The 24,085-nt window shown below is 43.1% G+C and carries 23 protein-coding genes and 1 pseudogene; 10 read left to right on the top strand and 14 right to left on the bottom strand.

What is annotated here, in order from left to right:
- Positions 1-15: 15 nt before the first annotated feature.
- From AMR95_RS13965 to AMR95_RS13930, 8 genes are all read right to left on the bottom strand, one after another.
- The gene (locus tag AMR95_RS13965) at positions 16-798 is read right to left on the bottom strand and encodes an enoyl-CoA hydratase (protein WP_058838622.1); all 783 of its coding nucleotides are present in this window, start codon (positions 796-798) and stop codon (positions 16-18) included.
- Positions 799-822: 24 nt separating this feature from the next.
- Positions 823-1,719 carry a hydroxymethylglutaryl-CoA lyase gene (locus AMR95_RS13960; protein ID WP_058838621.1) on the bottom strand — a complete coding sequence of 299 codons (897 nt, stop codon included), beginning with the start codon at positions 1,717-1,719 and terminating at the stop codon, positions 823-825.
- Positions 1,720-1,730: 11 nt separating this feature from the next.
- Positions 1,731-1,946, bottom strand: coding sequence for an acetyl-CoA carboxylase biotin carboxyl carrier protein subunit (locus AMR95_RS13955; RefSeq protein ID WP_039179120.1), 216 nt, complete (start codon positions 1,944-1,946; stop codon positions 1,731-1,733).
- Positions 1,943-3,292: an acetyl-CoA carboxylase biotin carboxylase subunit gene (locus AMR95_RS13950; protein ID WP_058838620.1), complete on the bottom strand. Its 1,350-nt coding sequence runs from the start codon at positions 3,290-3,292 to the stop codon at positions 1,943-1,945. The genes AMR95_RS13955 and AMR95_RS13950 overlap by 4 nt, the downstream gene beginning before the upstream one ends.
- A gap of 8 nt (positions 3,293-3,300) precedes the next feature.
- Positions 3,301-4,935, bottom strand: a complete 1,635-nt coding sequence (locus AMR95_RS13945; protein ID WP_058838619.1) for an AMP-binding protein — start codon at positions 4,933-4,935, stop codon at positions 3,301-3,303.
- 45 nt (positions 4,936-4,980) lie between these two features.
- A complete protein-coding gene (locus AMR95_RS13940) occupies positions 4,981-6,123 on the bottom strand; it encodes an acyl-CoA dehydrogenase family protein (RefSeq protein ID WP_058838618.1) in 1,143 nt (380 codons plus the stop codon).
- Between the two features lie 144 nt (positions 6,124-6,267).
- Complete coding sequence (locus tag AMR95_RS13935) at positions 6,268-7,809, bottom strand: glycoside hydrolase family 10 protein (protein WP_058838617.1); 1,542 nt, start codon at positions 7,807-7,809, stop codon at positions 6,268-6,270.
- 24 nt (positions 7,810-7,833) lie between these two features.
- Positions 7,834-8,640: a tyrosine-protein phosphatase gene (locus tag AMR95_RS13930; RefSeq protein WP_058838616.1), complete on the bottom strand. Its 807-nt coding sequence runs from the start codon at positions 8,638-8,640 to the stop codon at positions 7,834-7,836.
- 149 nt (positions 8,641-8,789) lie between these two features.
- Here AMR95_RS13930 and AMR95_RS13925 point away from each other — a divergent pair, with 149 nt between their 5' ends.
- On the top strand, positions 8,790-9,554 hold the full coding sequence (locus AMR95_RS13925; protein WP_058838615.1) for a DeoR/GlpR family DNA-binding transcription regulator: 765 nt from the start codon (positions 8,790-8,792) through the stop codon (positions 9,552-9,554).
- A 16-nt stretch (positions 9,555-9,570) separates the two neighbouring features.
- On the opposite strand, the gene AMR95_RS13920 is transcribed toward AMR95_RS13925, so the two are convergent.
- Complete coding sequence (locus tag AMR95_RS13920) at positions 9,571-10,149, bottom strand: hypothetical protein (RefSeq protein WP_039179141.1); 579 nt, start codon at positions 10,147-10,149, stop codon at positions 9,571-9,573.
- Positions 10,150-10,274: 125 nt separating this feature from the next.
- Between AMR95_RS13920 and AMR95_RS13915 the strand changes: the two genes are divergently transcribed.
- From AMR95_RS13915 to AMR95_RS13890, 6 genes are all read left to right on the top strand, one after another.
- Entirely contained in the window at positions 10,275-11,408 is a 1,134-nt protein-coding gene (locus AMR95_RS13915) for a CdaR family transcriptional regulator (protein WP_058838614.1), read from the top strand.
- 78 nt (positions 11,409-11,486) lie between these two features.
- Positions 11,487-12,896 carry a glycolate oxidase subunit GlcD gene (glcD, locus tag AMR95_RS13910; protein ID WP_058838613.1) on the top strand — a complete coding sequence of 470 codons (1,410 nt, stop codon included), beginning with the start codon at positions 11,487-11,489 and terminating at the stop codon, positions 12,894-12,896.
- Complete coding sequence (locus AMR95_RS13905) at positions 12,893-14,236, top strand: (Fe-S)-binding protein (protein ID WP_058838612.1); 1,344 nt, start codon at positions 12,893-12,895, stop codon at positions 14,234-14,236. Before glcD ends, AMR95_RS13905 begins: the two co-directional genes overlap by 4 nt.
- 72 nt (positions 14,237-14,308) lie before the next feature.
- Complete coding sequence (locus AMR95_RS13900; protein WP_058838611.1) at positions 14,309-15,793, top strand: spore germination protein; 1,485 nt, start codon at positions 14,309-14,311, stop codon at positions 15,791-15,793.
- A 12-nt stretch (positions 15,794-15,805) separates the two neighbouring features.
- Positions 15,806-16,906, top strand: a complete 1,101-nt coding sequence (locus tag AMR95_RS13895; RefSeq protein WP_058838610.1) for a GerAB/ArcD/ProY family transporter — start codon at positions 15,806-15,808, stop codon at positions 16,904-16,906.
- Positions 16,903-18,003 (top strand): Ger(x)C family spore germination protein, encoded by a 1,101-nt coding sequence (locus tag AMR95_RS13890; protein WP_058838609.1) that lies wholly within the window; start codon positions 16,903-16,905, stop codon positions 18,001-18,003. The genes AMR95_RS13895 and AMR95_RS13890 overlap by 4 nt, the downstream gene beginning before the upstream one ends.
- Positions 18,004-18,009: 6 nt before the next feature.
- On the opposite strand, the gene AMR95_RS19425 is transcribed toward AMR95_RS13890, so the two are convergent.
- The 3 genes from AMR95_RS19425 to AMR95_RS13880 all read right to left on the bottom strand — a co-directional run bounded on the left by AMR95_RS19425 (position 18,010) and on the right by AMR95_RS13880 (position 19,356).
- Entirely contained in the window at positions 18,010-18,246 is a 237-nt protein-coding gene (locus AMR95_RS19425) for a hypothetical protein (protein ID WP_231746895.1), read from the bottom strand.
- 91 nt (positions 18,247-18,337) lie between these two features.
- Entirely contained in the window at positions 18,338-18,697 is a 360-nt protein-coding gene (locus AMR95_RS19420) for a hypothetical protein (RefSeq protein ID WP_231730895.1), read from the bottom strand.
- A 428-nt stretch (positions 18,698-19,125) separates the two neighbouring features.
- Positions 19,126-19,356: an excisionase family DNA-binding protein gene (locus AMR95_RS13880; RefSeq protein ID WP_039179160.1), complete on the bottom strand. Its 231-nt coding sequence runs from the start codon at positions 19,354-19,356 to the stop codon at positions 19,126-19,128.
- 324 nt (positions 19,357-19,680) lie between these two features.
- Here AMR95_RS13880 and AMR95_RS13875 point away from each other — a divergent pair, with 324 nt between their 5' ends.
- Positions 19,681-20,283 carry a DedA family protein gene (locus AMR95_RS13875; RefSeq protein ID WP_039179163.1) on the top strand — a complete coding sequence of 201 codons (603 nt, stop codon included), beginning with the start codon at positions 19,681-19,683 and terminating at the stop codon, positions 20,281-20,283.
- A gap of 38 nt (positions 20,284-20,321) precedes the next feature.
- Here the strand turns inward: AMR95_RS13875 and AMR95_RS13870 are convergent, their stop codons facing one another.
- Positions 20,322-21,143, bottom strand: a complete 822-nt coding sequence (locus tag AMR95_RS13870; RefSeq protein WP_039179165.1) for a uroporphyrinogen-III synthase — start codon at positions 21,141-21,143, stop codon at positions 20,322-20,324.
- Between the two features lie 142 nt (positions 21,144-21,285).
- Here AMR95_RS13870 and AMR95_RS13865 point away from each other — a divergent pair, with 142 nt between their 5' ends.
- Entirely contained in the window at positions 21,286-21,906 is a 621-nt protein-coding gene (locus AMR95_RS13865) for an acetate uptake transporter (protein WP_047203394.1), read from the top strand.
- A gap of 36 nt (positions 21,907-21,942) precedes the next feature.
- Here the strand turns inward: AMR95_RS13865 and AMR95_RS13860 are convergent, their stop codons facing one another.
- Positions 21,943-22,962 carry an LLM class flavin-dependent oxidoreductase gene (locus AMR95_RS13860; RefSeq protein ID WP_058838608.1) on the bottom strand — a complete coding sequence of 340 codons (1,020 nt, stop codon included), beginning with the start codon at positions 22,960-22,962 and terminating at the stop codon, positions 21,943-21,945.
- Positions 22,963-23,144: 182 nt separating this feature from the next.
- Between AMR95_RS13860 and AMR95_RS13855 the strand changes: the two are divergent.
- A pseudogene (locus AMR95_RS13855) lies at positions 23,145-24,085 on the top strand (hypothetical protein); the annotation flags it as partial.

Raw genomic sequence — 24,085 nt, 5'->3', positions numbered from 1 at the left:
CATTCCCCTTTCTTGCTACCTGCCTCTGTATTGAGGCGTGCGTTTTTCTTGGAAGGCTTGAAGACCTTCCGTTCGATCTTCTGTATCAATGAGTCGTAGATAGGCTTCGTATTCCTTCGTTAGACCTGTATGCAAATCGTGATCAAGGCTTGAATGAATCGCTTGCTTCGCTTCTTTTAAGGCAAGCGGACCATTTTTGATGATTTGTTTTGCAAGAGAGATAGCATCGTTCATAAGAGAATCTGCTACAGAAATATGCTCAATCAGCCCGATTTGAATGGCTTCTTCTGCTTGTAATGATGCGCCTGTGAAAATAAGTTCTTTTGCTTTACCGAGTCCAATGAGGCGCGGAAGCCGCTGCGTCCCTCCGGCTCCTGGTATGATAGCTAGTCCTGTTTCCGGCAGGCCGAGTCTTGCTCCGGCTCGTGCAATGCGGAGATCACAAGCGAGCGCGAGCTCAAGTCCTCCACCAAGTGCGTGTCCGTTCATCACTGCAATGACAGGTACAGGAATGGATTCAATCTCGATAAAGGTTTGCTGAATTGCAAGAACAGCGCCTTTTGCTTCTGCTTCTGTCATCAATCGTCGTTCTTTTAAATCTGCACCAGCGCAAAAGACTTTTGAACCGGCTCCTGTAATGAGCAGACAGCGGATGCTTTCATCGTGTTTGATTTCTTGAATGATTTGATTGATCTCCTCGAGCATTGTAGAGGATAGGGAATTCGCTTGTTCTGGCCTGTTTAAGGTCATAATGCCGATCTGTTCATCTTGTATTGAAAAATGGACCAATGATGTCATGTTATTCATCCTTTATGAAGTAGTCTAAGAGTGAAAAGCGCGTAAACAGTGACTAGGCAGGGTTCGGTCTACTTTTGCTTCAATCCATTCTGCCGCTTGAATTAATGCAGGAAGGTGAATATTTGTCTCAATTCCTAGTTTTTGAAGCATATGCACCACATCTTCTGTCGCCACGTTTCCGCTGGAGCCAGGTGCATAGGGACATCCGCCAAGCCCTCCGCTGGAGGAGTCAAATATCGTGATTCCGGCTTTTAATGCCGTATAAATATTGGCAAGAGCCATCCCCTTCGTATCATGAAAATGAAGAGCGATTTTATCAGCAGGAAAACGTTCAAGTAAAATGTCTAAGCGCCTTTCTACTTGTAGCGGATGGGCTTCACCGATGGTGTCACCGAGCGATATTTCATCAATGCCATAAGAAAGCAAAATATCCGTTAATCGCAGGACTTGATCCATTGGTACTTGTTTTTCATACGGGCAGCCAAACACGGTGGAAATATACGCGCGTGTCCTTTTTCCTGCTGCTTTTAAATCAGCTGTCATTTGTTTGATGACAGGAAGTGTTTCGTGGATGGATTGATTCATATTTTTCTTGTTATGTGTTTCACTCGAAGAGATAAACATAGCGCCTGTGTCAAGATTAGCTTCAAAAAAATGAGCTAAGCCTTTTTCATTGGGAATGAGTGCTGCATAGGTGATGTCGTCTTTTTGGTTTAAGGATTGGGTGAGTTCTTTGGCATCTTTTAAAGCTGGAACCCATTTAGGATGAACAAATGATGTGACTTCAATATAAGGGAGCTGGGCTGCTGCGAGCAGATCTATCCACGTTCGCTTCTCGCTTGTGTCCAGCCAGACTGATTCATTTTGCAGTCCGTCCCGCGGGCCGACCTCCCTGATAAGGACACTCTTTGGTAACGCCATCTGGCTCCCTCCTATTCTGTCAGTTCTAAAAGAACCTCTCCTTCATCCACAAACTCTCCCTCTGCCTTATGCACTTTGCGGATGATCCCGGCCTCTTCAGCAACGATCGGAATTTCCATTTTCATTGATTCTAAGATGGCAACCTCCTGTCCTTTTTGCACTTCATCGCCTTGTTTCACAAGAAGCTTCCACAAGTTTCCGGCCATTTGAATCGTGACAGTTTTCATGAACGGTTTCCCTCCCTTTTTTTCATGAGAAAATCGGTAGTGATGCTGCCTTGTAAGAAGGCAGAAGATCCGGCCATTTCCCTTAAAAGTGGTAAGTTGGTTTTGATCCCTTCTATTTCATATGCTTGTAATGCCCCTTTTAATCGTTCTATTGCAAGTTTTCGTGTATCACCGTAAACGATCATTTTCGCAATCATTGGATCGTAAAAAGGGGTTATAATGCTTTCCTTTGTCACACTTGACTCATGACGGATATACGGAGCTTCAGGCGTAGAAAGCCGAGTGATCGTTCCTGGTGAAGGATAAAAGGTGACGGGATCTTCCGCATAAATTCTAACCTCGATGGCATGCCCGATTTGATGAATATCCTCCTGATTAAAGGAAAGCGGCTCACATGCAGCGATTTTCAGCTGCTCCTCAACAAGGTCAATACCTGTAATTTCTTCTGTGACAGGGTGCTCTACTTGTAATCTTGTGTTCATTTCTAGGAAATAAAATTGTTGATGCTGATCGACTAAACATTCAATCGTTCCTGCATTTTCATACCCAATCGCTTTGGCTGCTTTGACGGCCATCTCCCCCATCTGACGTCTCACCGGTTCATCGAGACAGGCGGCTGGTGCTTCTTCAATGATTTTTTGATGTCTTCTTTGGAGTGAACAGTCGCGCTCAAATAAGTGAACCCCATGGCCGAAGGAATCAAAGAGAACTTGAATTTCAATGTGCCGCGCGTTTTCAATGACCTTTTCCATATACAGCGTCCCATCGTTGAAAAAGCTTTGTGCTCTTTTTTGATTCCCTTCAAAAGCCCTGTACAGCTCATCGTCATTTTGCACGAGCTGCATACCAATTCCGCCGCCCCCGCTTGATGCCTTGAGCATGATCGGATAACCGAGTGACTGCGCTTGACTCACTCCTTCTTCTGCATCATGCAGCGGAGCTGAAACGCCTGGTACAATGGGGATACCTGCTTGAGCCATCGTTTTTCTTGCTTCAATTTTATTCCCCATTCGCTGAATGACTTGTGCAGATGGTCCAATAAAGGCAATACCTTCGCTGCGGCAGCGTTCTGCAAAGGCCGCATTTTCTGATAAGAGGCCATATCCTGGGTGAATAGCATCTGTATTTGTCTGCTTGGCAACCCTAATGATGGTTTCCATGTTTAAATAACTTTCAGATACTTTCGCGCCTCCAATCAGATAGGCTCTGTCTGCTTCTTGCACATGAAGGGCATGCTGATCTGCTTCTGAATAAACGGCAACGGTGTGGATCCCGAGCCTTTTACATGTTCGAATAATTCGCCTGGCAATTTCGCCTCGATTGGCAATCAGTACTTTTTGAAACATCGCTGCCTTCACTCCTTTATTAGATCAAGCGCCTGTTTTTTCAGACGAAATTTTTGAATCTTCCCTGATGCGGTCATCGGATACTCGTCAGTGATGAAAAAATATTTAGGAATTTTGTAGCGCGCCATTTGCGACTGACAATAGCTGGTGAGTGTCTCAATCGTCACCGCTCTACCTTGCTTGAGCCGAATGAATGCGGCGGCTTCCTCTCCATACGTCTCGTCAGGTATACCAACAACCTGTGCATCAAGAATGTCCGGATGAGTATAAAGAACATCCTCAATCTCTTTTGGGTATACATTCTCCCCGCCTCTAATGATCATATCTTTCAGCCGTCCTGTGATTTTCACATAGCCGTCCTCATCCATCTCTGCTAAATCTCCCGTATGAAGCCAGCCGTCCTGATCAATCACTTCATTTGTGGCTTCTTCATTTTTATAGTAGCCTTTCATCACATGATAGCCTCTTGTACACAGCTCGCCTTGTTCTCCTCTTGGTACTTCCTCCGGCGTGCCTGGAACGGTGATTTTCACTTCGATGTGAGGAAGCGCCCGGCCGACCGTTTGAACCCGTCTTTCAAATGAATCATCCGTTCTTGTTTGGGTAATGACAGGAGAGCTTTCAGTCTGTCCGTAGGCAATCGTGAGCTCCTTCAGTCCCATTTGTTCAATGACGGCTTTCATCACATGGGATGGGCAAAGAGATCCTGCCATAATGCCCGTTCGTAATGTGGACAGATCGTATTGGTGAAAATTCGGATGGTCGAGCTCTGCAATGAACATTGTCGGGACGCCGTGAAGGACGGTGCACTTCTCTTTTTCCACGGTTTGAAGGACTCGCTCTGGGTGGAAGGATTCAACCGGAATAATCGTTCCTCCTTTTGTGAGGCAAGCAAGCACGCCAAGAACGGATCCAAAGCAATGAAAGAAAGGAACGGGGATACACATTCGATCCTTTTGGGTAAGCTTCATACAATCTGCGATTTGGCTGGCATTGCAGACGATGTTTGTATGGCTGAGCATGACTCCTTTTGGATAGCCGGTTGTGCCTGAAGTATATTGCATATTAATGACGTCATCTGGCGCAAGCTCATCCATTCGTTTCTCCCACTCGTGATCCTCAGTTCTTTTAGCAGCAGCTTGAATACTGTTCCAGCTGCGCATGCCTTTTGGCGTGTGCTCGCCAATATAGACGACACTTTTTAAATAAGGAAAAGATGAGGAGGTGATCTCGCCTTGATGAGCGTTTTGAAGCTCTGGTATGAGTTCTTCCAGCATTTTGACATAGGATGTCTCTTTAAAGCCGTCTACGATAAACAGCATGCTGCTATCAGAATGCTTGAGTAAATAGGCGAGTTCCTGTGCTTGAAAATTCGTATTTACAGTGACAAGAACGGCTCCAATCGACGCGCAGGCGAATTGCAGCATGAGCCATTCAGGTACATTAGGCGCCATGATGGCGATATGATCCCCTTTTTGAACCCCTAATGCCATAAGACCTTTTCCTGTTTCCTTGACTTCTCGATAAAACGCTTCATATGAATAACGTAATGAACGTTCTGGATACACAATGGCTTCATGTGCTGGATGCTGCTCCCTTTTCTCTTTTAAAAGGGAGCCGATTGTCTCTGGATGAATCGACATGATGGCTTTCCTCCTCCATTGATAGTAAGCGTTTTCATTATCGGATTACGCTAACAGTTGTCTTGCGATGACTAGACGCTGAATTTCAGAGGTCCCTTCTCCAATTTCCATGAGCTTTGCATCTCTCACTAGCCGTTCTACACCACATTCTTTCATATAGCCTGTTCCTCCATGAATTTGGACAGCATCAAGACTTGCTTTTGTCGCCATTTCAGAAGCGAAAAGTTTGGCATAAGCAGCTTCTTTTGTAAACGGCTTGCCGTGATCTTTCAGCCAAGCGGCTTTCCAAACCATTTGTCTCGCGAGTTCTATTTGCATCGCCATATCTGCCAGCTTAAACTGAATGGCTTGGAAGGAAGAAAGGGTTTGCCCAAATTGCTTTCTTTCCTTTGCATGCGAGAGCGAAGCATCGAGTGCAGCTTGTGCAATGCCAACTGATAACGCAGCAATTGAAATACGTCCTCCGTCTAATGTATATAAAAATTGCTTAAAACCTTTCGCTGGGTCTCCTAAAATATTCTGGGCTGGTACACGTACACCGTCTAAAATGATTTCTGCTGTATCTGACCCACGCACGCCCATTTTGTCATATGGATTTGTAATGGACAGCCCTTTTTGCCCTTTCTCCACAATGAAGGCGGAGATGATCGGGCGGCCGTGTTCATCATGATCCGTGACAGCGGTGACAATAATGGTTCTGGCAAAATTGGCGTTTGTGATCCAGCACTTCTCCCCGTTGATGACATATTCTTGTCCGTCTTTGACTGCTTTTGTTTTCGTCCCTTTTGCATCTGATCCTGCGTTTGGTTCTGTTAAACCGAAGGAACCAAGTGCTGTCCCAGAAGCCAGCGGGACAAGGTGGTCCATCTTTTGGTCCTCTGTACCGAAGTAATAAAGCGGGCTTGCGCCTAAGGATACGGCTGCGGCATAGCTAAGACCTGTACTGGCACACTGTTTTCCGATTTCTTCTACAGCGAGTGCATACGATATCGTATCTCCTCCTGAGCCTCCGTATTTCTCTGGAAAGGGGATGCCCATAAAGCCGAGCTCCCCCATTTTTTGAAACGTTTTGGCTGGGAATACGGCCTGTTCATCAATCGTTTGAGCGTGTGGTGCAATTTCTTCTTTGGCAAAATCTTTGACCATCTGGCGGATCATTTGTTGTTCTTTCGTTAATTCAAAATCCATCTTGCTTCCCCCTTTGTCTCTTTTCTATCATATTTATTAATCAAGCAGCTGCTTCATGCCAAGCTTGATTGAATTCAGAAAATTAAAACAAGAATAATAGAAAAAAAGCATGAACGAAGAAAATCCTCATTCATGCTTTTTTCGTTATTTTACTATTTTTGTAGAAGGCTTGCTTTCGTGATGAAGACGATTAAGAGCCGTAATCTTATAAGTATCAATCGTCTTTTGATTGATTGGTAGGTCTTTAATCGTTGTGATGGCGCCTTTTTCTTTTCTAACTGTTTGCACCAATTCATATGTTCCTTTATTTGTCAATCGATAGACTGCATAATAGGATACGGTAGAATGTGGATCATTTTTGATTTGCAAAGCCGCACCATCCGCTGTCTTTTTCACAGATTGAATGATTGGTTTTTTAGGCGCTTTCTGATGAAGCCAAGGCATTTCTGGAATGAGAGCTGGTTTGCGGTATGACTCTTCTATGAATCGATCCTTTACATTCAAAGGGTTGCGATTGAGATCCTTCAAGCTGAAATGCATGCTTCCCTGCACGAGCTGTGACTGCCTGTTCAGCTCAATCTGCCTAAAATATTCTTCCGGGTCAGACCAAGCAGGATCACTGTTTTGGTTAATTTTATAGGCCGCCTGACCAATATACAGGTGAACCGGCTCCCCTTTCACCTCATTTGACCACCATTTCGTCAGCACGTCATAAGCGGCAGCTTGAAAACCGATGCTCCAGTAAATTTGCGGAGTGACATAATCAATATCGTGCTGCTGAATCCACTCTCTTGTATCAGCATACAAATCATCGTAGTTGGTCATTCCTGCCGTGGTGTTTGAACCAGTCGGGTCATCTTTTATGTTGCGCCAAACCCCGAATGGGCTAATACCAAATTTCACATACGGCTTTTCTTTCTTAATGGTGTCATTGATTTGTTTCACCAGCTGATTCACATTATCTCTTCGCCAATCTTCTATATGTGTAAAAGCTTTTTTCCCATATGTTTCATACGTTTCTTGATCTGGAAACGGCACACCGGCTATTTTATTCGGGTAAAAATAATCATCCATATGCACTGCATCAATATCGTAGTTTTTCACAACCTCTTCTATGCCGAGGGCAATGAAGTCCTGAACCTCAGGGATGCCAGGGTTGTAATAAAGCTGATTACCGTAGGCAATGGTCCATTCAGGATGTTGTCTTGCAGGGTGATCAGCTGATAAACGGCTGAGATCAGTATGATTCATCGTGATTCGGTAAGGATTAAACCAAGCATGAAATTCAAGGCTGCGTTTATGAGCTTCTTCTATCATAAACTCAAGCGGATCATACCCAGGATCTTTCCCTTGCGTTCCAGTCAAATACTCTGACCACGGCCCGTATGCTGAAGGATAAAAAGCATCTGCTGTTGGTTTAATTTGCATAATGACGGCATTCATATTCATCGCTTTGATCTCGTCTAACAAACGAATGAACTCTTTTTTCTGCTCTGCTACGGGCAGCCCTTTCTTTGAGGGCCAATCTAAGTTATAAACCGATGCAATCCATACCGCGCGCATCTCTCTAGTGCTCTCAAGCTTCCCTTTTGGCACTGGACGAGCTGCTAGACTGCTAGAAGGAATCAATAAGAATACAAACATTAACATTAGTGTTAGAACTGTCATACTGATCTTTTTCAGCATGTTTTGCATCACCTCATATTCAGTTTATTCCGCTTTTTGTGATGGAATGCCAGCAGATGGTGTAAGCAGAATGTTTTTCATTTGATTGAGCTGAGCTTCAGGGACTTTGCAGGCTTCAATTAAATATCGCTCTGCACTCCCGTATGTCTCCAGCATTTCGTGCAGCACATCTTCAAGATAATCTTGCTGCACACCGACAAGCGGCTGAATTTGTTCTTTTGATACCCGGTATAAACTCATCCATCGGACAAATCGTTCCTGCCTTCTGACAAGCATTTGCACGCCTTCATTGGACCGCATGTATTCACTTAAAACGACAGTCAGCGGTACACCTGCTGTTAACTGAATCAGGGCAGATAAAAAACCTGTACGGTCTTTGCCGCTCGTGCAGTGAAGCATCAGCGGATAATGGCTTTGATCTGAAAGCAGTGTGAACAGCTGCCGAATCTCTTCTTTACGCTCAGTGAGCATGCTTTTATATAAATCTTTCATGATCGGTGTAAATGAGAGAGACTTCCCTTCTGTTACCAGCATACGAAACATGGTCCATTTACTCGGCATCTTACTGTCAGGCTGCATCGGAATATGGACGATTTTGTCGTGTTCCTTGATCTTTGGTGGATGTGATTTACGTTCTGAGGTTGTACGGAGGTCGCAAACGGTTTGAATTCCGAGTGTTGAGAATATCTCGATGTCTTGTTTCGTCAAACGTGATAAGTCAGCGGATCGATAAATCATTCCCTCTTTGATCACCATCCCCTCTGTTGTTTGAAGTCCCCCTACTTCTCTAAAATTCGCAAGCTTTGAAAATGGGTTGTTTGATTGATTCATAGAAGTGAAAGTCCTTTCTGGTTTCGTTCTTTTTTCTATCATACGCTTTTATATCAAAGGAGAAAAGAGAATCAATTGACCTAATCCATGTAAGAGAATTTATTGGTATAATGGAAAAAGGACATTCGGATTGATTGGAGATATGAAGCATGATAAAAACAAAACGGATTCAGCAAATTAAAGAGTATGTGTTTGACCGGGAATCTGCTTCACTTGATGAGCTTGTGGCGCATTTTGGTGTCTCAAAAAACACGATACGCCGAGATGTACAGGCATTGGTCGAGTCTGGCGTGCTCAAAAAAGTGTATGGCGGAGTGGCTGTGAACCACTCAACGTTAGTGGTGTATCAGGAGCGAAAGATCCGTCAGCTCAGTAAAAAGCAATTGATCGGTCAGACGGCTGCCGCTTTTGTGGAAAACGGGGATATGATTTTTATTGATTCTGGTACGACAACGCTTGAGATGCTCCCCTATTTGACTGAGAAACAGGTGACCATTGTCACCAATAATGTTGATTTCATTACACAAGCGATGCCTTATGAAAATCTCACCATCTTTTCTACTGGCGGGATGCTTGAAAGGAAAACAAATTCTTTCGTTGGCTATCAAAGTGTAGAGCGCTTAAATGCTTACAATGTGAATAAAGCCTTTATCGCATCAACTGGTTTATCCATTGATCACGGCGTCACGAATTCGTCCCCGCTTGAAACCGATATTAAAAAGACGCTCGTTCAAAAAAGTGCCAAAACGTTTTTATTAGTGGATGATAGCAAATTCGATCATTACGCCTTGACCACGTTTTGTGATTTGCACGAAATTGATGTCGTCGTGACCAATCAGGAGCCAAATGAACATTATCTTCAATATGGAAAAGAGCATGATGTGCGGTTTGTCACGCCTTCATCAAATGAATAGATCAAAAAAAAACGGCTCAGGAATTTGAGCCGTTTTTTGATTCATTGATTTCAAGCTGCATGACCATACGGAATAAAAATCGGTACACAGCCGAGATAACGTCAATGAAAGCCATATCTTCGTGGATGTCCTCAAGCTCAAGAAGCTGTAAATTCACATCAAATAAGCCATCTTGTCCATTAAATTGAAGCTGAGCACCATTTAATGGCGATAGCAAGTCCTTTAAAATATTCGTGTCTTTCTTAGGACGTTTGAAACCGAATAACACGGTATACGTTTGAAACACTTCGTCCCATTCAATGGCCAAGCCATCTACTTTCACGACATCAAACCACTTTGATTCGATATAAATAAATTCTTTTTGATGTTTTTTCACATATGTAAGCGGTGTGTTTAGAAATGAGGCGTCTTCTGTTTGAATCATGTCCTCTGATTCCTTGTCTACACGCTCTATATATACATCGCCAAAGCGTGCTTCTTCTTTTATTCTCGCCCCTTCTAAAGGCCAATTGCGGCTCGCCGCTTCATCATATTCGAAGTCTGTCAGCGCTTGTCCTTCTTTCAGTAAATCTTGTAAGCGATTTTGCAGTGACATGGCTATGTCTCCTTTCTTCTCCTTCATGTGCGTTTATTATTTTAGCATAACTCAGGAAAAGAAAGATATGTCCTAGCATATGATGGTATGATAGTGTCAAAAGAAACATCTCGGAGGGGTACATTTTGCTCACAATGACACTGGCAGAAAAGATTGTAGACGAAGTGAAAAAGGTGCTGATTGAGGAAATCATCATCGCACAAACGAACGGCACCATCATTGCAGCAACAGATCCAGCGCGCATTGGACAATTTCATGAAGGAGCGTATCTGACATCTTTTGAAGGACAGAAACGAATTCTCACAAAGGATGACCAGCAGCACATGAAAGGCGTCAAAGCTGGCATCAATCTGCCTATTTATTTTAAGCAAGAGGTCATCGGGGTCATTGGAATGACAGGAGATCCTGTACATGTGTCTCCTTTTGGCGAAATATTAAGAAAAATGACCGAGCTGCTCATTCATGAACATGAATTTTTTCAAGAAAACGAAACGGATGAACGTCAGCTCGAAGCGTTTGTATTCGACTGGCTCCACCTGCCAGAGACAGCGATTGATCTCAATGAAAAAGCAACGCGGCTTCAGCTTGATATCAACAAGGAGCGCACAGTCGTCCTGATCGATTGTCAGGATGAATCGTTTATGAAACAAAATCAATACAAAGAATTAAAGGAAACGCTGCATCTCACTAGTCAGGAGATCATCGTCCGCTGGGGGCATGCACGCTTTTTGCTTATGCTGCAAACAACAGCAGATGATCGTAAAACACTGCAGCAGCGCCTATTTCACATCCATGCCTCCCTTACGGCGCAGAGCACGCCAGGGGTTTTGATTGGGGCGGGAAAACCAGCAGCTGCTCATTTGATGAAGCAATCCTTTCAACAAGCCTTTCGTGCATTAAAAATGGCACATGCTGATACGCCAATTGTATTTGATGAAGATTTAACGCTTGAACTTTTTATGGAGGAAGTCAGTCAGGAAACAAAGGAAGTGTTTCTTGATCGAACGATCGCCCCTCTTCTCCCCTATCCTGAATTAGTGAAAACATTGCGGGTACTCATGACATCAGATTGCTCATTGAAATATACCGCAGAAGCGATGCATGTCCATATCAATACACTGCATTACAGGCTAAAACGAATCCAAGATTTAACGACACTTGATCCAAAGCGCATGCAAGATGCAATGCTCTTTTATTTAGCCTTCATGCTATTAGATCATGATCCAAAAAAACGAAACGAACAGCCCGATATTTTGTAGAATCGTCCATAGGCATGAGACGATTCTTTTTTTATACTGAAAGAAACGATACGTCTAATCAGTAGGAGTTGAATGCGCATGTTAAATTCTGAATTTTTAAATCAATTGAAAAAGATTGTTGGTGCGCCTTACGTACAGGACAGTAAAGCAGATCGGCTTGCTTACTCTTATGATGCAACACCAAATTTTCAGCAGATGCCAGATGTCATCGTAAGCCCGCATACGGCTGAGGAAATCCAGCAAATTGTCCGGCTCTGCGCCTCATATCATATACCGATCGTGCCAAGAGGATCAGGAACGAACCTTTGTGCAGGTACATGTCCCACACAAGGCGGACTTGTGCTGCTATTTACAAGAATGAACCAATTAATAGAAATAGACGAAGAAAACCTGACAGCAACGGTGCAGCCTGGTTTGATCACACAGGAACTCATTCGCCAAGTAGAGGCAAAAGGGCTTTTCTATCCACCTGATCCAAGCTCTATGAAAATCTCTACATTAGGCGGAAATATTAATGAAAATTCAGGTGGTCTCCGGGGCTTAAAATATGGCGTGACAAGAGATTATGTACTTGGACTTGAAGTGGTTCTGCCAAACGGTGACATCATTAAAACAGGCGGCAAACTTGCAAAGGACGTGGCCGGGTATGATATGACCCGTTTGTTCGTAGGTTCAGAAGGAACGCTCGGGATTGTCACTGAAGCTACGCTGAAGCTTTTGCCGCTTCCAGAAACAAAACAAACGATGCTTTGCTTATATGAAAGCCTAGAGGAAGCAGCCGCTTCAGTGTCGGCGATTATTGCAGAGCGTATCATCCCCGCCACATTAGAATTTATGGATCAGCCGACCCTGGAAGTCGTTGAAGACTTTGCAAAAATTGGTCTGCCGACGGACGTTCAAGCGGTGCTGTTGATCGAACAGGACGGCCATCCTGAGGCGGTTTCCCGTGATATGCAGAGCATCGCAAAAGTCTGCCAGCAGCACGGAGCAAAAGAAGTGAATATCGCTCATTCTGAAGAAGAGGCAAATGCACTTTTAACAGCGAGACGATCCGCTTTATCTGCCCTCGCCCGGTTAAGCCCAACGACCATTTTAGAAGATGCAACTGTCCCCCGGTCTGAAATTGCCAGCATGGTACGGGCAATCGAAGATATTGCGAAGGAGTACAAAGTGAAAATCTGTACATTTGGTCATGCAGGTGATGGCAATTTGCACCCTACTTGTGCAGCAGATGCAAGAAATGAAGAAGAAATGAAACGGGTGGAGGAAGCCTTTCAGGCCATTTTTGAAAAAGCCGTCTCACTTGGCGGCACCATTACGGGTGAACATGGTGTGGGTCTTATGAAAGCCCCTTACTTGGAACTAAAGGTCAAAAAAGAAGGCATTGCAGCAATGAAAGCGATCAAACAAGCGCTAGACCCAGAAAATATGATGAACCCTGATAAAGTGTTTGGTAAAGCCGCAAGAAAGCGGGTGGTGGTCTCATGAGTTCCTCTAAACAAACAGAGATTCAGCAATCATTTCAGCAGCAAATGGACGAAAAAGAGCTGCTCAATTGCATGCGCTGCGGCTTCTGCCTTCCCTCCTGCCCAACTTATATTGAATCTGGTCAACAAGAAACACACTCTCCCCGCGGCCGAATTGCTTTAATGAAGGCGGTAAGAGACGGCGTCATTGAGCCAGATGAAGATGTCGAGCATTCATTGAATCTTTGTCTTGGCTGCCGTGCATGTGAACCGGTCTGCCCTTCTGGCGTCAAATATGGCCGGTTACTTGAGGATGCAAGAGACATCATTCAGCAGCACAAAAAACAATCCATCCCTGTCAAACTTGTGAGACGTGCAGTATTCAAAGGACTCTTTCCTTCACAAAGCCGAATGCGGCAAGCGGCAGGACTTCTTCGATTTTATCAAACATCTGGTCTGCAAACAGCCGCCCGTAAAACTGGCATGCTGAAGGTGCTTCCACCGCACTTACGCCTGATGGAACAGGCGCTTCCAACGGTGCCGCGTCAACAAAAAAGCCGTTTGTCGGAATATAAAGCCGCAGGCCCAGCTAGAAAACGTGTCGCCTTTTTTACTGGCTGTTTAATGGATACCGTTTTTTCCAGTACAAACGAAGCGACCATCCAGCTTTTGCAGTTGGCAGGCTGTGACGTCATCGTCCCTCCTATTCAGACGTGCTGCGGAGCGCTTCATGGTCATAGCGGAGAAAAAGAGCAAGCGAAACAGCTAGCAAAGCGGAATATTGAAACATTTGAAAAGATAGATGCAGATGCCATAGTCATGAATGCGGGCGGTTGTGGTGCTTTTTTAAGTGATTACGATCATTTGCTTCACGATGATCTGGATTTTCAAAAACGAAGTGAAATCTTCTCAAAGAAAATCACCGATATATCAGACATTTTAGTGGAGCTGGAATTTCACCGCCGCATGCCGCTTGCTTTGCCAGAGCAGGTCATCACCTATCAAGATTCCTGTCATTTGCGGAACGGAATGGGTGTACAGCATGCGCCAAGGGTGCTGATGAAGGCCATTCAAGGCGTATCATTTAAAGAAATGAAGGATTCGGGCCGGTGCTGCGGCTCAGCTGGCATTTACAACATCTTGCAGCCAAAGATGTCGATGCAAATTTTAGATCATAAAATGACAGAAGCAAGGGAAACAAAGGCTGCTGCCATTGTTACATCTAATCCAGGCTGTCAGCTGCAAATGGCAGCAGGCATCAAACGCGCGGAGCACTCGCCGACCATGCGTGCCGTCCATCTAGCTGATTTATTATTAGAAGCCGTTCAATATGGAAAAAAAGCGTCCAGCCCATCAAGCTGAACGCTTTTTTCATGCATATCTTTAGACAATCGGTTAGATAATAGAGCCAAATCGCCGAAGGAGCTGGTCCAAATGCTGAAGAAAAACAAACAACAAAAGGACCCGAATTCAGTATTTGAAGCATTGTCACGTTCTGCTGATTTTACAAATGAGCTGTCTCGAAATGGAGATTTTCTGTATAAGATTTCCTTTTTTCGATCTTTAATTAATGGACATCTTCTACATGAACAAATTCTCCCCTCTCTCAAACAAATGCACCTGACACCTACTCTTGAAGAGCTGAAAGAACAAATTCCCATTGAGCAGGCTGTCATCACGAACGATCTTCAAAAAGTGGAAGAAGCCCTTCACCGGGGCAGCATTGCCATTAGACTAGAGACAGATTGGGGCAAAACGCTTCTTTTGCCGATTGAAGAAAAGAAAGGCAGACAAGTTGGTCCGCCTGAGATTGAATTTGGCATTATCAGTGCACAGGAAGCATTTGTGGAGGTTTTAGATACCAATTTAAATTTGGTCAGGCGGCGGCTGCCGACGCCTAACCTGAAAGTTGAGGAAAAGACGGTTGGTACGCTCTCTCAAACAAAAGTAGCCGTGTTATATATTGAAGAAATCGCTAACCCAGAAAACATCGAAACGGTTCTTCAGCGAATTGAGGACGTTGATTATGATCAGATTTTAGATGCGAATTACCTCGCTCAAATGCTTTATGATGTGTCCAATACGATTTTCCCGTTGTTTTTGAATACAGAAAGACCCGACCGCGTGTCTTCAGGTTTATCAGAAGGGAAAATTGCCATATTAGTGGATGGCTCGCCTCATGTCTTGCTTGCCCCAACTATTTTACTTGAGTATTTTTCCACTATGGAAGACTACAATATGTCGTGGATTGCGGCTTCTTGTTTTAGGCTGTTACGCATATTTGCTGTGATATTTTCCATTTTTGCGACACCTTTATATGTCGCCGTTTTAACCTTTCATTATGAGCTGATCCCAAAGGATTTATTAGAAACCATTGTATCCTCGCGCTATCTTGTTCCATTTCCTCCGATCATTGAGGCACTATTTTTAGAGACTTCGATTGAATTACTAAGAGAAGCAGGGTCAAGGCTCCCAGCTAAAGTCGGGCAGACGCTCGGGATTGTTGGAGGGATTGTCATTGGACAGGCGGCTGTAGCAGCAGGCTTAACGAGCAATATTTTACTCATTATTGTTGCCCTGTCTGCTCTCGCCTCATTTGTCACGCCTATTTACAAAATGGGTAGTACCATTCGGCTGCTGAGATTCCCTTTTTTACTCGCAGCACAGGTTTGGGGCGCATTAGGCATTGCTGTGATGGGATCTTTTCTGCTCACCCATTTAATGAAATTAACTTCAATTGGCCGCCCATATTTAGAGCCTATTTTTCCAATGCGCCTTGCTGATTTAAAGGGCAGTCTGATTCGTCCTCAGCTCCGTTTTTTGAACAAAAGGCCGGAAAATTTACGACCGCAAAATGAAACCATCCATCGCTCTAAGCCAAAGCAAGGCCGTAAGGGGAAAAATGATTTTTATGAATAAGGAAGTGAAGGCATGAGTTCTTCTTCTGTCAAAGAGAAATTTCAAGTATCTCCTTATTTTGTGTTTTTTCTCGTCAATGCCAATCAAGTCGGTGTCAGCATTTTAAACTTTCAAACAAACCTTGTTCGTTCTATCAATAATGATGGATGGATCGCTATTTTGATTTCTGGCATGAGCGTCAATGTGATGATCTTTCTCATGTACTTGATGTTTAAAAAGGCCCCTTCGGATGAATTTGGTGAAATCACGCAATATGTATTTGGCAAATGGATTGGGCAATTATTCAACATTCTTTATATCTTATATTTTGCTTCTTTGTCGCTGACCGTCCTTATCCATTACATGGATGTGATCCATGTATGGCTGTTTAAAGAAATTCCTGGTCTTTTGTTTGCGTCTGTACTGCTGCTGCTTGTGTATTACATACATACTGGTGGCTTTAGAACCATTGCTGGATGGGCATTTTTTAGTGTTGTACTGACGTATTGGATGACGTTTATCTGTTTTTATGCCATGAAGTATAGTCACCTTCGTTTCATGTTCCCAATGTTTGATCATACATTTTCGCAAATGCTTGTGGGAGTCAAAGATGCATCCTTATCCATGTTTGGTTTTGGCACCCTGCTTGTCTATTATCCCTTTATTAAACAAGCTCAGACATCTCAAAAATTTGCTCACATGGGGGTATTATTTACGACATGCTTAAACTTGCTCACTTTTCTCGTCTCTATAGCGTATTACTCAAGTGCTCAGCTCAAATTAACAAAATGGCCGACGCTAACGTTAACGAGCATTGTGAAGCTTCCGTTTATCCAGCGCTTTGAATTTATTGAAGTGTCTCTTTGGCTACTTCTGATCATTCCTAATATCACGATTCCATTATGGGCAGCGAGCCGAATGGCAAAAAAAATGCTTCATACGAACCAGCGCGTCACGTTCATCGGGCTCAGCATCCTCATTCTGATCATGTTTTCGTTTTTTGCCAGTGCAACTTCTTTTGAAACCTTTAATCAATGGGTGGAATTTAGCGGATTCATTCTGATCTATGGATTGATTATCTGTATGGTCATTGGACTGATGCTGAAAAAAAGGAGGGGGAAAAAACGAGCATGAAACGTTATATACTTACGGGCCTCATGTTGTGTAGTCTTTTGTTAACCAGCTGTGCAGAGCCCCGCCTTTTAGATGAATTAAATATCTCTCAGGCGGCAGGATTTGATTTATTGGAAGATGGAGAAATGAAGGGCTTCTTTGTCTTCCCTGTCTTTAAAAGTCAAGAGCAAGGAAGTTATCAAATATTAAGTGCAAGGTCAAACACCATTAGCAATATTCAATTTCTTGTATCAGAAAAATCGCCTTTTCCAGTCGTCATGGGCCAGGTGCTCGTTATTTTAGTCAGTGAAAAGTTAGCAAAAGAAGTCGGCATGATTGATTTAATGAATTATATTTATCGTGATCCTATCATTGGTTCACGCCAAGTGTTTGCCATTGTAGGCGGAGAAGTGGAAGAGTTATTATACACAAAAATGAATCAAACGAACTTAAATATAGGTGTATATCTCTCTGATCTGCTCACCCAAAATATGCGAAATGGCAATGAACCTGTCACCAATCAGCATATTTTTATGAATCAGATGCTGGCAAAAGGGGTCGATGCATACCTCCCTTACATCAAGAAAACAAACAGTGGCATCAAGATCACAGGAGTCGCTCTGTTTGATCATGAAAAAATGGTCAGTCATATACCTGGAAAAGACACGTTCACATTTAAAGCGATGATTGAAAATCATAAAAATGGCATCTATGAGTTTCAATTGGCAGATCAAGCAAAGACCCATGTCGTCATTGAAAATATCAAATCTCATGTGTCTTACCGAATCAAACCAACGAAAAACCTAACAAAGAAGCCTCATATCATGATTGATATCAAGCTGAAAGGCGAATTAAAAGAATTCATGAAGTCCAAAAAAATTGATAAACCTTCTATATTGGACCATGTTGAAAAAGAAGTAGAAAAACGTGTCGCTCAGCAAGGACAAGACCTTGTTCAATCCTTTAAAAAGCAAAACATAGATCCTCTTGGGCTGGGCCTTAGGTATAGATCAAAAGACAAAGCAGTGACACCAGAAAAATGGAAGAACATTTATCCTGATGCAGATGTACAAGTTAAATGCCACATGAAAATTGTTCAAACGGGAGTCAGCCAATAAAAAGGCTTATTCAAATATGTCTTGCTTGTTCTCCAAGATTTTGCACACTTTCATTTTCACTCGTGGAACATGATCTTTTTGATAATATTCATTTAAAAACTTTTCTACTTCATTTTTATCAGTTTTAAGGATTTTAGGTGAATATTGTTCCACTAGAGCAGGTCTATTCCCTTTTGCACAGGTTGCCATTGTATCTAGTGCAATTAAGCTGAAAGGTCTTCCTTTGTTTAGCCAAGATTTCATTCTCTCCCAGGTTGGGTAGCTGACGGCTGCCAGCCTTCCCCACTGATCGTGAAAATGGGTGCAATTTGACTCCATCCAATCCAATATTTTATTAGAACGGAAACGGTGCAGGCAAATAAAAGCACAATTCTTTTTCACTGACAGATTTCATTTTATCTAGAATACGTTGTAATCCCTCATCTTTTGGCAAACTGCTGGCGGCTGCCCACGAAAGCGGATAAAGAAATTCTTCATCCGCTTGATCCAAAAGTTCCCTCACCCACCCAGCAGCAGAGGTACCTAACACATCAGCCGTAATTTCTAACATGCGCGATTTCACTTCGACATGATGTGTTTGATCAAACCTACTTTGAACAGCATCCAAGATTCTTTGCTGATCGTGCTGTTTCAAAGCAACGATGACATCATCCTCAAGAAACCATCTAGTGATTGAAAAGTCTAATAAAGACACAAAATCACGCCTAACCGCTTGTAATGTTGGTGCTTTTTCACTTTTGGTGATGACAACATCCTCCTCTAATTGGAAAGCCTGTCCGTCCTCTCCATAAAAATCATCGTGCAGTAAAAATTGTTTAGAAGAATGGAGAACAGCTAGGTTTTACCATTCAATAGGCCGTAATGAATAGGTAAGTAGTCTTTCGTGGCATTGACGGCATAATTCATAAGGCTGTTTCGGTTCATCAGACGCTTCTAAAATGTCCAATTCATTTTTTTGACAGGCTTCACATAAAGTAGTTGTCCCCAAAAATTCCACTTCCTTTTCCTGCAAATGAATGATCATTCTGCTTTTATCATTCGAGAAAGCATGAGGTGAAATAGAGATTAATCTTTCTATCATCCGCGGCCATTGAACCATGTTGATTCAATTGAAAAGATATTCTAATCTTCATCCTTTACATCGGGGTCTTCCGGAATCGGTTCATTTAAGATCTCTTGGACGAGCTCTTTATATTGTTCGAGCTGCTTTAAATGCGTTTGAAACTGCCCTTGATAAATAAGATAAGATTCCCCGTCAAATACGTAACGGATCTTTTTTTGCTGGATCAATTTTTCAATATACGCTTCTGATACTTCCAAGTATTCAGCTGTTTCTGCGATTGTTAAATACATGCTTGTGCACCACCCGTTCGTTTCATCTATCAAATTATATCATGATCTGCTGAAAAAACGGATGCAGCCTATTCTCTTTTCTGGTGGCCATTCTTCATATAGCAAGTAGATCGTCTAGATGCCGGCAAATATGGTATGATAAAATCTGCTAGATGAGAGCTTGCCAACATAAATTTGGTGAAAAAGCCAGGTTCAGTGGTGACTCTATGAGCCGCAAGCCATGCTGGCATATATAGAAAGCATACTCATGAGAAAAGCAAAACAAGCATAGGCTCTTATAAGGATGCTTGAAGAAAATTCGTATTTAAAGGCAGAGTGAAATGAATGGGAACCTTTTTTAATGAAATTTTAACCTGGCTGACAAGCCTTGGTTATGTGGGGGTAGCACTAGGGCTGATGATTGAAATCATTCCGAGTGAAATTGTACTTGCCTATGGCGGATATATGGTGTCAACAGGCACAATCGGTTTTGTTGGAGCTGTTATTGCCGGCGTCATCGGTGGTACGCTCGCCCAGTGTTTTATTTACTGGATCGGTCTGTACGGCGGAAGACCTTTTTTAACAAAGTATGGAAAGTATTTATTCATCCATGAACATCATATCGCGACTGCAGAGCGCTGGTTTGACCGGTATGGAACCGGTGTAGTGTTTACCGCGCGCTTTATCCCTGTTGTGCGCCATGCCATCTCGATTCCAGCAGGTATTGCCAAGATGCCTTTTTTGAAATTTGTTTTCTTGACAGGATTAGCTGCCATCCCTTGGTCTATTTTATTTATCTATCTTGGCATGCAGCTTGGGACAAAATGGGATCATATTCAAAGTGTTGCTCATACTTATACAACCCCTATTATGGTCATTGCTATTGTCCTGATTGTTCTCTATTTTGTACTCAAAAAAATTCGGACGAATCGAAAACGGACAATTTAACAAAAACGCCTTTCACTGATCTGGTGAAAGGCGTTTTTTTATGAGTGTGCTGATTGTTTTTTCATATATTGTGATAATTCTATAATCATTGCACCCATTCTCTCAAGTGAAGGGGCAAGAATTCGGTCTATTCCTTCTTCTTTTAAAGCTTCAGCAGTGACTTTTCCAACAGCTACTGCCAGAACGTCCTGCTCGAATAATGCTTGCAATTCTTCTTTTCTGCCCCATTCTGCGGCCAGTTTGAAAAAGGCGTGAACCTGGACAGCGGTTGTAAAACAGACAGCATGAACTTGTCCATCTTTCATTTCTTGCAGAAGCGTTTCAGCAGCCTCTGGTTCAGGTGGTGTGTGCTGATATGGTAAAAGCGGCAAAACATCTGCCCCCTTGTCATGTAAAAACTGAATGAGAGCTGGTGCATTTTCACCATGAAGCTGAACCATTACACGTTTGCCTTGAAACTCCTTGTCTTCAAGTTTTGAAATTAAGTCACGAACCGTACCGTCTTCATCAGAGACCTCCGGGTGAATCCCGCGTTTTTTCAGCGCAGCAAAGGTTTTGTACCCTCTTGAAGCAATATGGGCATTTGATAGAATGTTCATAAATTCATTACCAAGCTGCAGCTCTTCTGCACTCTCAATTAATGTATCTGTACCGATGCCTGTTGTTAAGATGACCCAGTCTGCCCCTTGTTTCACAAAGGTCTCTATGCCTGGCTTTAATTCTTCTTTTGCTAAAAATACGGTTCCTTGAAGAGAGCGAATAACGGCTTGTCCTCCTTGTTTTTCGACAAGTGTACGCATTTCTTCTGTTTTTCTCGTTCCACAAATGGCAATCGTTTTCCCAGATAAGCCTTTACTCATATTATCCCTCTTTTTCTATCACATTTGATATGTATTAAATATAGATTTATTTGGAAGACGATGCAAGTGTCTACTAAAAAAGAGCTTGACGTTTCTATCGAATTCGAGTATCTTTTGTAAGTGCAAATTGTAGGAGGTCATTATGGAAAAACAGAATGTTCAAGCAATTCGATTATCAATTGCAGACCCAACACCGCTTGGTTTGTTTGGTTTAGCAATGGTGACGCTCGTTGCGTCCTCACAAAAACTAGGAATCACAGATGGCACTTCCCTTATTTTACCTTGGGCTATCTTCCTTGGAGGAATCGCGCAGCTGATCGCGTCCATACAAGATTCAAAGCATCATAATATTTTTGGAGCCACTGCTTTTGGCGCATTCGGTCTTTTCTGGATGGGCGTTGGAACGACTTGGCTCATTCAAGCCGGCGTTTTTGGGAAAACGCTTGCGGGAGCAGCAGATCCAAAACAGCTAGGTTTTGCATTTGTTGGTTATTTGATTTTCAGCTTGTTTATGACGATTGGTGCAATGGAAACACATAAAGTGTTATTTTTGATTTTCGTCTTTATTGATTTCTTATTCATTGGTCTTTCCCTTAGCACGTTTGGTGTGATGTACGATGTGACTCATACCATGGCAGGTATTGCAGAATTGATCATTTCCCTGCTTTCATTTTATGGTTCTGCAGCTGTTGTGCTAAATACACATTTTGGCCGTATTGTTCTGCCAATTGGACAACCATTTCGCATTTTTACAAAAGCATAAATAAAAAAGAACTGCGCTGTGCAGTTCTTTTTTTGTTTATTTTTCTTGCGCCTCTTGAAAGATCTCTCCGATGATTTCATACGAGCGCATTCTTTCTTGATGGTCAAACATATCCGAATTAATCATCACTTCATCAGCTTGAGTAGCTTCAATAAAGGCTTCTAATTCTGTTTTCACCTTTTCTTTATCCCCAATGATAGTCGAGCTTAATTGTTCATCCACCATCGCCTTTTCATATGGACTCCAAAGACCGTCCATGCTGTCGACAGGCGCTTTCAGTTTTCCTGGTGTATTACGAATGAGACTTAAAAACCGCTGATAATGAGAGGTTGCCAAATATTCAGCACGCTCAGTTTGATCTGCAGCAAAAACCGTCACACCAACCATGGCATAAGGCTCTTTTAACACATCAGAAGGTCTAAATGACTGTCTGTACAATTCTAACGCGGGAATTGTATTTTTAGGTGAGAAATGTGCTGCAAAGGCAAATGGCAGTCCAAGTTCTCCTGCAAGTCTGGCGCTAAAACCACTTGAACCAAGGAGCCAAATTGGAATGTCCAGGCCTTCTCCTGGAACAGCTCTTACATGTTTTTTAACCTGACCGGTCGGCTTGAAATATTGCATCAGTTCTTCAAGCTGCTCAGGGAAATCTTCTCCGTTATGAAGATTACGTCTAAGCGCTCTTGCTGTTAACTGATCCGTCCCTGGTGCTCGGCCAAGACCTAAATCAATTCTCCCCGGATACAATGTCTCAAGTGTGCCAAATTGTTCGGCTATGACAAGTGAAGAGTGATTTGGCAGCATAATCCCACCAGATCCTACTCGAATTTTTTCAGTTCCTCCCGCAATATATCCAATTAAAACGGACGTTGCAGAGCTCGCAACCCCTTCCATGTTATGGTGTTCTGCCAGCCAGTATCTATGATAGCCCCACTTCTCCGCCTTTTTTGCTAAATCCATGCTACGATCAAAAGATTCTTTAATGGTGCCTCCTTCTGTCACAGAGGATAAATTTAAAACGGAATAGGCTTTGCCCTGTAAAACTGATTGACTCATAAATGATGTCCCCATTTCTGTCAAATATCATACTATTTTATACTTTCAACACCATAACATAAATCCATGAAAGATTTAAATAATTTGATTCGATGATTTTCGAAATGATGATTTTTTAGGTTTTACTTCCAATTTAAAAATTTGCACATAGAATGAAATATCAATTCTAGGAGATGGGCAATTTGTACAATCAATTCGAACACAAATGTCCCTTTTGCGGTAAATACCATGAACAGCCTCATTACAAAAGATCACGTCATGACCGTCCTCTAAAAAGAGACTGTCCATTCATTAAACAAGAATATATAAAACAAAATATATCTCAAGGGGATCACCCCTGCCACATTGCAAAAGGAATAAAGCAATCAAAACCAAATCAAAGAGCTGGACCAAGAGGCCCGGCAGGCCCAGCAGGTCCCCCCGGACCAACCGGACCTACTGGACCAGCTGGCGGGTTAACCGGCGCTATTCCTTTTAATCCCTCACAATCACAAGATTACGATGCAGGGCAAGTGGTCACGTTTGATGGCAGTACTTACATTGCCAATGTAGACGCTCCATCAGGAATACCTGGACTCTCCCCCGACTATACCCTTTTGGCTGCTTCTGGAGAAACTGGGCCTACGGGTCCTACTGGGATCGGATTAAGTGGTGTTGAATCCTATGATCCTGTAACGGCACCAACATATTCAGTAGGGCAAGTGGTCACTTATGGTGGGGGTACTTATCTTGTGAATTCTTCACCACCTTCAGGTACGCCAGATACGTCGCCAGATTACACACTTTTAGCAGCACCAGGTGAAACTGGACCTGCAGGTGCTACGGGTATTACTGGAGATACTGGTTCTACCGGGGCTACAGGTAGCACTGGAGATACTGGTCCTACTGGCGTCACAGGTAACACTGGCGTTACTGGTCCTACTGGCGTCACAGGTAGCACTGGAGTTACCGGACCTACTGGCGCAACTGGTATTACTGGACCAACGGGTCCTACTGGTGTCACTGGCATCACCGGAGATACTGGTCCTACCGGCGCCACGGGCAGCACTGGAGCTACTGGTCCTACTGGCGCCACAGGTAGCACTGGAGTTACCGGACCTACTGGCGCAACTGGTATTACTGG

Origin of the sequence: Bacillus sp. G1(2015b) (assembly GCF_001482475.1) — a bacterium.
Classification (GTDB): Bacteria; Bacillota; Bacilli; order Bacillales; family Bacillaceae; genus Bacillus; species Bacillus safensis.
Note: the sequence above shows the minus strand (reverse complement) of the source record. Positions and strands in the feature narration are given on the sequence as shown.

Coding starts and splice junctions, on each gene's coding strand:
- AMR95_RS13965 (WP_058838622.1), bottom strand. CDS start 798: ATGACATCATTGGTCCATTTTTCAATACAAGATGAACAGATCGGCATT.
- AMR95_RS13960 (WP_058838621.1), bottom strand. CDS start 1,719: ATGGCGTTACCAAAGAGTGTCCTTATCAGGGAGGTCGGCCCGCGGGAC.
- AMR95_RS13955 (WP_039179120.1), bottom strand. CDS start 1,946: ATGAAAACTGTCACGATTCAAATGGCCGGAAACTTGTGGAAGCTTCTT.
- AMR95_RS13950 (WP_058838620.1), bottom strand. CDS start 3,292: ATGTTTCAAAAAGTACTGATTGCCAATCGAGGCGAAATTGCCAGGCGA.
- AMR95_RS13945 (WP_058838619.1), bottom strand. CDS start 4,935: ATGTCGATTCATCCAGAGACAATCGGCTCCCTTTTAAAAGAGAAAAGG.
- AMR95_RS13940 (WP_058838618.1), bottom strand. CDS start 6,123: ATGGATTTTGAATTAACGAAAGAACAACAAATGATCCGCCAGATGGTC.
- AMR95_RS13935 (WP_058838617.1), bottom strand. CDS start 7,809: ATGCTGAAAAAGATCAGTATGACAGTTCTAACACTAATGTTAATGTTT.
- AMR95_RS13930 (WP_058838616.1), bottom strand. CDS start 8,640: ATGAATCAATCAAACAACCCATTTTCAAAGCTTGCGAATTTTAGAGAA.
- AMR95_RS13925 (WP_058838615.1), top strand. CDS start 8,790: ATGATAAAAACAAAACGGATTCAGCAAATTAAAGAGTATGTGTTTGAC.
- AMR95_RS13920 (WP_039179141.1), bottom strand. CDS start 10,149: ATGTCACTGCAAAATCGCTTACAAGATTTACTGAAAGAAGGACAAGCG.
- glcD (WP_058838613.1), top strand. CDS start 11,487: ATGTTAAATTCTGAATTTTTAAATCAATTGAAAAAGATTGTTGGTGCG.
- AMR95_RS13905 (WP_058838612.1), top strand. CDS start 12,893: ATGAGTTCCTCTAAACAAACAGAGATTCAGCAATCATTTCAGCAGCAA.
- AMR95_RS13900 (WP_058838611.1), top strand. CDS start 14,309: ATGCTGAAGAAAAACAAACAACAAAAGGACCCGAATTCAGTATTTGAA.
- AMR95_RS13895 (WP_058838610.1), top strand. CDS start 15,806: ATGAGTTCTTCTTCTGTCAAAGAGAAATTTCAAGTATCTCCTTATTTT.
- AMR95_RS13890 (WP_058838609.1), top strand. CDS start 16,903: ATGAAACGTTATATACTTACGGGCCTCATGTTGTGTAGTCTTTTGTTA.
- AMR95_RS19425 (WP_231746895.1), bottom strand. CDS start 18,246: ATGAAATCTTGGCTAAACAAAGGAAGACCTTTCAGCTTAATTGCACTA.
- AMR95_RS13880 (WP_039179160.1), bottom strand. CDS start 19,356: ATGTATTTAACAATCGCAGAAACAGCTGAATACTTGGAAGTATCAGAA.
- AMR95_RS13875 (WP_039179163.1), top strand. CDS start 19,681: ATGGGAACCTTTTTTAATGAAATTTTAACCTGGCTGACAAGCCTTGGT.
- AMR95_RS13870 (WP_039179165.1), bottom strand. CDS start 21,143: ATGAGTAAAGGCTTATCTGGGAAAACGATTGCCATTTGTGGAACGAGA.
- AMR95_RS13865 (WP_047203394.1), top strand. CDS start 21,286: ATGGAAAAACAGAATGTTCAAGCAATTCGATTATCAATTGCAGACCCA.
- AMR95_RS13860 (WP_058838608.1), bottom strand. CDS start 22,962: ATGAGTCAATCAGTTTTACAGGGCAAAGCCTATTCCGTTTTAAATTTA.